Raw genomic sequence first — 8,258 nt, 5'->3', positions numbered from 1 at the left:
TCTGACGAAGAACAGGAGCGAAAAGGACCAAAAAATCGCCCAAAGCACACACGAAAACGGATACATCAAGACAAGAAAAACTTTTTGGAGAAATTCAAAACAGCTTCTTATTTTTAACCGATGATTTCGTATATTTGCAGAACATTCAAAACATTCACGTATGACACACATCATTCAATTAGAAGGAACTGATAAACAATTATACCCATTGATCGGACCGCTTGTAATGAATCCTGATGTACTCCGATACAACAACCGATACCCTTTCAAAACCGGGAAAAAATTCCGTTGGTACATTGCCGTCAACAAACAAAATGAAGCCATCGGTTTTATTCCGATTGAAAATAAAGCGAGCGAATGCCTCATTAATAATTATTACGCACAAAAGGAAGGGCATGATGAAATCCTGACCGACTTATTACAAACCGTATGTGCCGACTATACAGGCGATACACCCCATCTGACCGCACTGGTACAGACTGTGCATAAAGAATTGTTCATCAGACTGGGTTTCAGCACCATCAAGGAATGGAAGCTTTACATAAAAATGGAAAGAAAATGAAAGAGACAACAGCTAAAAATGTCTACCAGCTGGCACAAGAACGGCTTGACATTATTTTCAAGGAATTTGACAATGTATATGTATCCTTTTCGGGTGGAAAAGACAGTGGGGTCTTGCTGAACATGTGTATCGATTATATCCGAAGTCATAAGCTGAACCGCAAGCTGGGAGTTTACTTCATGGACTATGAAGTGCAATACAAAATGACTATCGACTATGTAGAACGTATCTTTGAAGCAAATAAAGACATTCTAGATGTATACCGCATCTGCGTCCCATTCCGGGTAGCTACCAGCACATCTATGTACCAATCCTACTGGCGCCCTTGGGAAGAAGACAAAAAAGACATCTGGGTACGCCCCATGCCCAATGATGCCACTACCGCAGACAATTTTCCAGGATTCAAGCCAGAAATGTGGGATTACGACTTTCAACTTTACTTTGCCAGTTGGCTTCATGAAAAAAAGAAAGCCATACGCACCTGTTGCCTGGTAGGAATCCGCACACAAGAGAGTTTCAACCGCTGGCGATGCATCTACCAGACTCCTAAAATGTTATTATACCACCGCTATATCTGGACTTGCAAAATTAACAATGACATCTACAACGCTTATCCACTCTATGATTGGCGCACCTCCGATGTATGGGTAGCCAATGCAAAATTCGGCTGGGACTACAATCATCTGTATGATTTATACTACAAAGCAGGAGTCAGTATCGAACGTATGCGCGTAGCCAGTCCGTTTATCGGAGAAGCCATCGAAAGCCTGTCTCTTTATAAAGCAATCGACCCCGACATGTGGGGACGTATGATAGGCCGTGTGAACGGAGTCAATTTTGCCGGTATCTATGGTTCTACCCATGCTACCGCCCGCAACAAAATCAAACTTCCCAAAGGCTACACATGGAAATCATTTATGTTTTTCCTCCTATCCACCCTTCCCGAAGAAACAAGGAACGGCTACCTGCGCCGCTTGGATGTCAGCATTAAATTCTGGCGGAACAAAGGAGGATGTTTGAGCGATGAAGTCATCCAAAAACTGATTGATGCCAAAATACCTATAGAAATCGTGGACAAAAGCAACTACAAAACCCATAAACATCCTGTACGTATGGAATATCAGGAAGATATCGACATTCCCGAGTTCCGCGAAATCCCTACTTACAAACGAATGTGTATTTGCATCTTACGAAATGACCATGCCTGCAAATACATGGGATTCTCGCCCAACAAGGAAGAAATCAGCAAGAAAAACCAAATAATGGAAAATTACAAACATATCTGGAGATGAGAAAGAAAAAAGAACAACTTGAGGAACCTATCCCCCAAAACTATAAAAGTCCGGTATACAATGTCATTGCCGTACCAGTAGAAAAAGTACATGCCAACGATTACAATCCGAACAAAGTGGCACCTCCTGAAATGAAATTGCTCGAATTGTCTATTTGGGAAGATGGCTTTACCATGCCTTGTGTGTGTTACTACGACCATGAAAAAGATGAGTATATACTGGTAGACGGTTTTCACCGATATAGTGTATTAAAAAAATCAAAACGCATATACGAACGTGAGAAAGGTATGCTTCCGGTAGTAATAATCGATAAAGACCTGTCAAACCGTATCGGTTCTACCATCCGACACAACCGCGCACGGGGAACACACGATGTAGACCTTATGTCGCACATCGTATCCGAATTGGACAAAGCTGGCATGAGCGACCAATGGATAATGAAAAACATCGGGATGGACCGCGATGAACTGCTCCGTCTGAAACAGATATCCGGACTTGCCGAACTTTTTATCGATAAAAACTTTACGATTCCACCAGATAAGTCCACTTATCTGCCCGACCCTGAAAATACAGAAGAAAATGCTGTAAAGAGCGAAATCGAAAAATAAATGCCAAGAAGAGGAATAGAGGAAAGTCTAGGAAAAAACGTTCCACGTATAGGAAGCTACCTTATAAAGCTATTAAGCAGCTTGTGATTTTCTTTGACTTTCTCTTCCTTATTTTATAATCGGACTACTTCACCATCGAAAGCCAGATGCACACAAGGCGGAAGTTTTCTCTCAACCTCGGCATGCAGGCCTAACTGATGGCTGATGTGGATAAAATAGGTTTCACGCGCCTGTATACGTTCTGCCTGGTTCAACGCCTCTGCCAAAGACTGGTGTGTAGGATGAGGCTGGATGCGCAAGGCATTCATAAACAGACAATCCACCCCATTCACGTATGCATACGACTCATCAGGCAAATAAGACATATCAGTAATCCATGCCATTTTGCCAATACGAAAACCCAATATAGGAAGCCGGCCGTGCATCACACGAAAAGGCACAACCTCGACCGAATGACCTGCATCGTTTGTGACCTGAAAAGGCACGTATGGCTCGATTTTCGTCAGTGGAATACGGGGAACACCCGGATAAGGATGCTCGTCGAAACAATAAGGAATACGTTTTACCAAACGGTCTGCCGTATAAGCCTCGGCATATACCGGCACATCCCGAAACTTGCAAAACGGACGTAAATCGTCCAGTCCGCCCACGTGATCGTAATGTTCGTGAGTAATCAATACACCATCTATGGGATGAAAATCAGGCAAACGAAGGGCTTGCTCCCGAAAGTCAGGTCCACAATCTATCAAGATACGAACCCCTTCTGTTTCTACCAGTGCCGAACAGCGCAACCGGTTATCACGCGAGTCTGCACTCGTACAGACCGGGCACGTACACCCAACCTGCGGCACACCTGTGGAAGTACCGCTTCCCAATACCGTTATTTTCATATACTAATGAGTTTGTGAGTTTGTAAGTTTGTGAGTTTGTGAGTCAAAACGTTTAAGAGTTTAAAACTTAAAAACTTAAAAACTTAAAAACTTAAGAACTTAAGAACTAAATATAATTCACTTCGGGCACAATCACGATGCCGAACTTTTCTTTTACCGAATCCGCCACATCCTCTGCCAAGCGGCGAACCTCTTCGCCAGTAGCTCCCCCTAAATTCACCAATACCAACGCCTGCTTATCGTGCACGCCTACTTTCCCTTGCTTTTTACCTTTCCATCCACACCTGTCTATCAGCCATCCGGCAGGCACTTTCACCTTCCCTTCTCCAGCCGGATAATGAGGCATATCAGGATATGACACGCGCAACGCTTCGTACTGAGCCAACGGAATCACCGGATTCATAAAGAAACTTCCCGCATTCCCCACCTCCACTGGGTCGGGCAATTTGGCTTTCCGGATACGGATTATCACGGCACGCAACGTCTCGAGCGTAAGCTCCGCATGGGCTTTCTCCAGTTCAGCACGGATATTCCCGTAATCCAAATGCCACACCGGCTTCTTGCTTAACCTGAAAAAGACCTTAGTCACGATATAGCATCCTTTCATCTCTCGCTTAAAAACGCTTTGGCGATAGGCATAACGGCATTCGGCATTCGAGAAGCGGCGATGTTCACCCGTGGCTATGCATAATGTATCCACCTTTGTTATCAAGTCCTTCACTTCGACTCCGTATGCGCCGATATTCTGCACAGCCGAAGCCCCCACTTCTCCAGGTATTAACGAAAGGTTTTCGGCTCCATACCAGCCATGGGAAACGGCATATGCCACAAATTCGTCCCACACGACACCCGAACCCACGCATACTTCTACCTCCTCCTCATTCTCGCGTACCACACGGATACCTTGAATGGCAGAATGAAGTACCGTACCGGAGAAATCATCCAAAAAGAGCAGGTTACTCCCGCTTCCGACAGGCAAGAGCGGCAAAGGAGTATTCTTTTGCCTCAGAAACGCACAAAGTTCTTCTTCCGATTCGTATTCTACAAACCGTTTGGCATGTACATCCATACCAAACGTATTATGAGACAACAAGGAATAATTTCGTAAATCTTTCATTCTCTTTGTTTTTATTGAAGAAGCTGTCAATCGCTCAAATCCTCAAACTGTTTCAACCTCCATTCTCCACCCCGACGCTTGAAGTACAATGTATTGCTGAATCCATTTCCGAACCCTTTAAATTCAATGATTTTCGTATCTGTATCAGGCAATGACTCTTGTCCATAATGCACATTGGTCAACCGTTCCTTCAACAAAGGCGGACGAAACGAGAACCATTGCCCTTCATCAAGTGTAGTTTCCAGAATCTGAAATTCATCTTCCGGATCAACCGTCACAAACGACAGAGGGTCTGCCAGACGCTCTCCCTGAAACACCGAATCATTGGCAAAACGGAAGTAGAAATCAAAAAAATCTTCTCTCCCGCCTTCTGCATGCGCCAGCTTCTCTTTATTTATCGCCTCCAGAAACCAACTATCGTTGATGCGCTGGAAATAATAACGCTTCACCTGACGGTCTTTCAGGTAAATCCAGTCGACCTGCACACTCCTCACCGCCGTGTCCTTCTCCAACTCCATTTCCTCTTCCCTGTCGAAAAGCACGGTATATACCGGGTCGCGGCTGAAAAGCGGATCGTACTTCCAGTCCTCTTTCGAGATACGAACCACTTCCTTCCCTTTATAATAAGAAATCGGGAAAACAATCCGCGAATGCTGGAAACCTTCGTTTGAAGCAAAGTTGTAGAAAAAGTCGGCAAAACTCTCATCGGCTGTAGCCGGAATCACTTCCGGACGGACAGGAGCCGTGTCAATCACCATCGTGTCGGGCGCGGCAGACAACGAATCTATCTCACTCGTCAGCGTCTCAAAAGGATCTATCTTTTTCTTTCCACCTCCGCAGGAGGTTGTTGCCAATACAAGCAAACAACATCCGAATACAATTTTTTTCATATTTAGTGCTTCTGAAAAATCAAGCGCAAAATTACTTCTTTTTTTCTTTTATCGGATAAAAGACCTGTAGTTTTCTTTTTTGTCGGAAGAAAAAGACAATAATTCAGTTTAAATCCTTACCTTTGCGCTAAAAACAAGAAAACTAAAGAATAGGTTATGATAACGAAAATAGAAGAATTACTTCAAGAAGTAGATCAGCTGAACGCCCAGAACACAGAAGAACTGGAAGCGATCCGCATCAAGTACCTGAGCAAAAAGGGAATCATCAATGCCTTGATGGCAGACTTCCGAAATGTGCCCGCCGAACAGAAGAAACAAGTGGGCATGAAACTGAACGAACTGAAAACCCGTACACAAGAACGCATAGCCGCCCTGAAAGAGACATTCGAGAACCAGGATGCCGACATGTCGGGCATTGACCTGACCCGTACGGCCTATCCCATCGGACTGGGCACACGCCATCCGCTGAACATCGTGCGCAACCAGATCATTGATATCTTCAGCCGTCTGGGATTCACCATTGCCGACGGTCCGGAAGTGGAAGACGACCTACACGTATTCACAAAGATGAATTTCGCTCCCGACCATCCGGCACGCGACATGCAGGATACCTTCTTCGTAGAGACCAATCCGGACGATGTGACCAAGAACATCATCCTGCGCACGCATACCAGTAGCGTACAGGCACGCACCATGGAAGTGACCCAACCTCCTATCCGTGTCATCTGCCCGGGACGTGTGTACCGCAACGAAGCCATCAGCTACCGTGCCCATTGCTTCTTCCATCAGGTAGAAGGACTGTATGTAGACAAGAACGTATCGTTCACCGATCTGAAACAGGTCTTGCTGCAATTTGCCCAAGAAATGTTCGGACCTGAAACCAAAATCCGTCTGCGCCCTTCCTACTTCCCGTTCACCGAACCCAGTGCCGAAATGGATATCAGTTGCCACATCTGTGGTGGAGAAGGATGTCCGTTCTGCAAATACACCGGCTGGGTGGAAATTTTGGGATGCGGCATGGTAGACCCAGCTGTACTCGACGCATGCGGCATCGACAGCAAAGTTTATTCAGGCTATGCCTTCGGCATGGGCGTAGAACGCATTGCCAACCTGAAATACAAGGTGAAGGACTTGCGCATGTTCTCGGAAAACGACACCCGCTTCCTTGAAGAATTCGAAGCGGCAAACTAAATAAACAGTTAATAGTTAATAATTAATAGTTAAGGGTAGGAACATCCGCTGATCTCTATTAATTATTAATTGTTAACTATTAATTAACCCCACCCCCTAACACTCCTGTTTATGGAAAAGCAACGGCTTATTACCCCAAGTTATTGTTGCATCCTTGCCGCCAATTTCCTTCTCTACTTCGGCTTTTGGCTCTTGGTTCCGGTGCTTCCCTTTTATCTTTCGGAAATTTTCCATGCTTCAAATACCACTATCGGCATTGTCTTGTCGTGTTATACTGTATCTTCACTTTGCATCCGCCCGTTTTCGGGATACTTGCTTGATACTTTCGCACGCAAGCCCTTATACCTGTTTGCCTATTTTGTTTTCACATTGATTTTCGCCGGCTACATCTTTGCCGGCGCACTGACCATGTTTATCATCTATCGCATCATCCACGGCATTTCGTTCGGGATGGTGACCGTAGGAGGAAATACCGTAGTCATCGACATCATGCCTTCATCACGAAGAGGGGAAGGCTTGGGCTATTACGGACTGGCTAACAACCTCGCCATGTCTGTCGGACCGATGTTCGGATTGTTCCTTCATAGCGCAGGTACATCTTACATCGCCATTTTTTCTTATGGACTCGGTTCATGCATCTTGGGCTTTATCGCAGCCAGCCTGGTAAAGACCCCTTATAAACCGCCGGTCAAACGCGAACCGATATCGCTCGACCGCTTTATCTTATTGAAAGGGCTTCCCGCCGGACTCAGCCTGCTTCTGCTTTCCATCCCTTACGGCATGACGACCAATTACGTGGCAATGTATGCCCGGCAAATCGGCATCACCGCCGAAACCGGATTCTTCTTTACCCTGATGGCTGTAGGCATGGCTATCAGCCGCATGTTCAGCGGACGGCTGGTCGACAAAGGGAAAATCACGCAAGTCATCAATGCCGGACTATATCTGGTATGCCTCTGCTATTTTGCCCTGACCGCTTGCGGCTGGCTGATAGAGTGGAACTATGCTTTCACAACGAGTCTGTTCTTTTCAGTCGCCTTGCTTTTGGGCATTGGATTCGGCACCATGTTTCCTGCCTACAATACGTTATTCGTAAACCTGGCTCCCAACAACCAGCGTGCGACCGCCACCAGTACTTACCTTACTTCGTGGGATGTAGGGCTTGGAATCGGCATGCTGCTGGGCGGATACATTGCCGAAATCGCTTCGTTCAGAGACGCATACCTGTTTGGAGCCATACTTACAATCGTATCCATGACCTATTTTCACTTGAAAGCAGGTCCCCATTTTCAACGTCACCGGTTGAGATAAAATCGAATAAACGGAAAGACAAGCTGTACAGAAAATCAGCACACGATAAATTCAAAACGGTTTCTTAGAGCCTGTTTAAATTTTGCTCAGGTTAATTTTGCGAATTGTTTTCGAGGATGTTTTTCTGATTTTATGAGAAGGATAGCGAGCTATCTGACGAATAAAATCGGGAAAACAGACCGGAAACAAACGCAAAAGAACCTGATAGAATATTACTTTATTGGAAAATTTAAACAGGCTCTTACTCTTCTCGCAACATTATTTGCGCATCGTATAAAAAGAAAATCATTTTAGAAGCTGTTTTGAATTTATCGTGCGATGATTTGGGATGAGTTTTTGAGGCATTTTCGCTTCTGTGATGAGGAAGATAGCGGGCTATCTGACGAAGAACAGGAGC

Annotated in this window: 8 protein-coding genes; 5 read left to right on the top strand and 3 right to left on the bottom strand. The window is 45.2% G+C overall.

The annotated features are described in order from the left end of the window. Nucleotides 1-160 precede the first annotated feature (160 nt). The 3 genes from B5F71_RS17865 to B5F71_RS17855 are packed head-to-tail and all read left to right on the top strand — an operon-like array spanning nucleotide 161 to nucleotide 2,462. On the top strand, nucleotides 161-562 hold the full coding sequence (locus B5F71_RS17865; RefSeq protein ID WP_022039897.1) for a hypothetical protein: 402 nt from the start codon (nucleotides 161-163) through the stop codon (nucleotides 560-562). Then, nucleotides 559-1,854, top strand: a complete 1,296-nt coding sequence (locus B5F71_RS17860; protein ID WP_087213046.1) for a DUF3440 domain-containing protein — start codon at nucleotides 559-561, stop codon at nucleotides 1,852-1,854. The genes B5F71_RS17865 and B5F71_RS17860 overlap by 4 nt, the downstream gene beginning before the upstream one ends. Beyond that, nucleotides 1,851-2,462 (top strand): ParB/RepB/Spo0J family partition protein, encoded by a 612-nt coding sequence (locus B5F71_RS17855; protein ID WP_087213043.1) that lies wholly within the window; start codon nucleotides 1,851-1,853, stop codon nucleotides 2,460-2,462. Before B5F71_RS17860 ends, B5F71_RS17855 begins: the two co-directional genes overlap by 4 nt. A gap of 113 nt (nucleotides 2,463-2,575) precedes the next feature. On the opposite strand, the gene B5F71_RS17850 is transcribed toward B5F71_RS17855, so the two are convergent. From B5F71_RS17850 to B5F71_RS17840, 3 genes are all read right to left on the bottom strand, one after another. Further along, nucleotides 2,576-3,352, bottom strand: a complete 777-nt coding sequence (locus B5F71_RS17850; protein ID WP_087213040.1) for an MBL fold metallo-hydrolase — start codon at nucleotides 3,350-3,352, stop codon at nucleotides 2,576-2,578. A 106-nt stretch (nucleotides 3,353-3,458) separates the two neighbouring features. Beyond that, on the bottom strand, nucleotides 3,459-4,469 hold the full coding sequence (gene murB, locus B5F71_RS17845; RefSeq protein WP_087213036.1) for a UDP-N-acetylmuramate dehydrogenase: 1,011 nt from the start codon (nucleotides 4,467-4,469) through the stop codon (nucleotides 3,459-3,461). A gap of 26 nt (nucleotides 4,470-4,495) precedes the next feature. Continuing rightward, nucleotides 4,496-5,359, bottom strand: coding sequence for a DUF4348 domain-containing protein (locus tag B5F71_RS17840; RefSeq protein ID WP_087213032.1), 864 nt, complete (start codon nucleotides 5,357-5,359; stop codon nucleotides 4,496-4,498). Nucleotides 5,360-5,515: 156 nt separating this feature from the next. Between B5F71_RS17840 and pheS the strand changes: the two genes are divergently transcribed. Next, nucleotides 5,516-6,550, top strand: a complete 1,035-nt coding sequence (gene pheS / locus B5F71_RS17835; protein WP_087213029.1) for a phenylalanine--tRNA ligase subunit alpha — start codon at nucleotides 5,516-5,518, stop codon at nucleotides 6,548-6,550. Nucleotides 6,551-6,661: 111 nt separating this feature from the next. Beyond that, the gene (locus tag B5F71_RS17830) at nucleotides 6,662-7,861 is read left to right on the top strand and encodes an MFS transporter (protein ID WP_022039905.1); all 1,200 of its coding nucleotides are present in this window, start codon (nucleotides 6,662-6,664) and stop codon (nucleotides 7,859-7,861) included. Nucleotides 7,862-8,258: the final 397 nt, after the last annotated feature.

Origin of the sequence: Bacteroides sp. An269 (genome assembly GCF_002159755.1) — a bacterium.
GTDB classification, from domain to species: domain Bacteria; phylum Bacteroidota; class Bacteroidia; order Bacteroidales; family Bacteroidaceae; genus Phocaeicola; species Phocaeicola intestinalis.
This window is presented reverse-complemented; position numbering and strand designations above follow the sequence as displayed.

What these genes read in the sequence shown, in the direction of transcription:
- B5F71_RS17865 (WP_022039897.1), top strand. Translation starts at nt 161, where the DNA reads ATGACACACATCATTCAATTAGAAGGAACTGATAAACAATTATACCCA.
- B5F71_RS17860 (WP_087213046.1), top strand. Translation starts at nt 559, where the DNA reads ATGAAAGAGACAACAGCTAAAAATGTCTACCAGCTGGCACAAGAACGG.
- B5F71_RS17855 (WP_087213043.1), top strand. Translation starts at nt 1,851, where the DNA reads ATGAGAAAGAAAAAAGAACAACTTGAGGAACCTATCCCCCAAAACTAT.
- B5F71_RS17830 (WP_022039905.1), top strand. Translation starts at nt 6,662, where the DNA reads ATGGAAAAGCAACGGCTTATTACCCCAAGTTATTGTTGCATCCTTGCC.
- murB (WP_087213036.1), bottom strand. Translation starts at nt 4,469, where the DNA reads ATGAAAGATTTACGAAATTATTCCTTGTTGTCTCATAATACGTTTGGT.
- B5F71_RS17850 (WP_087213040.1), bottom strand. Translation starts at nt 3,352, where the DNA reads ATGAAAATAACGGTATTGGGAAGCGGTACTTCCACAGGTGTGCCGCAG.
- pheS (WP_087213029.1), top strand. Translation starts at nt 5,516, where the DNA reads ATGATAACGAAAATAGAAGAATTACTTCAAGAAGTAGATCAGCTGAAC.
- B5F71_RS17840 (WP_087213032.1), bottom strand. Translation starts at nt 5,359, where the DNA reads ATGAAAAAAATTGTATTCGGATGTTGTTTGCTTGTATTGGCAACAACC.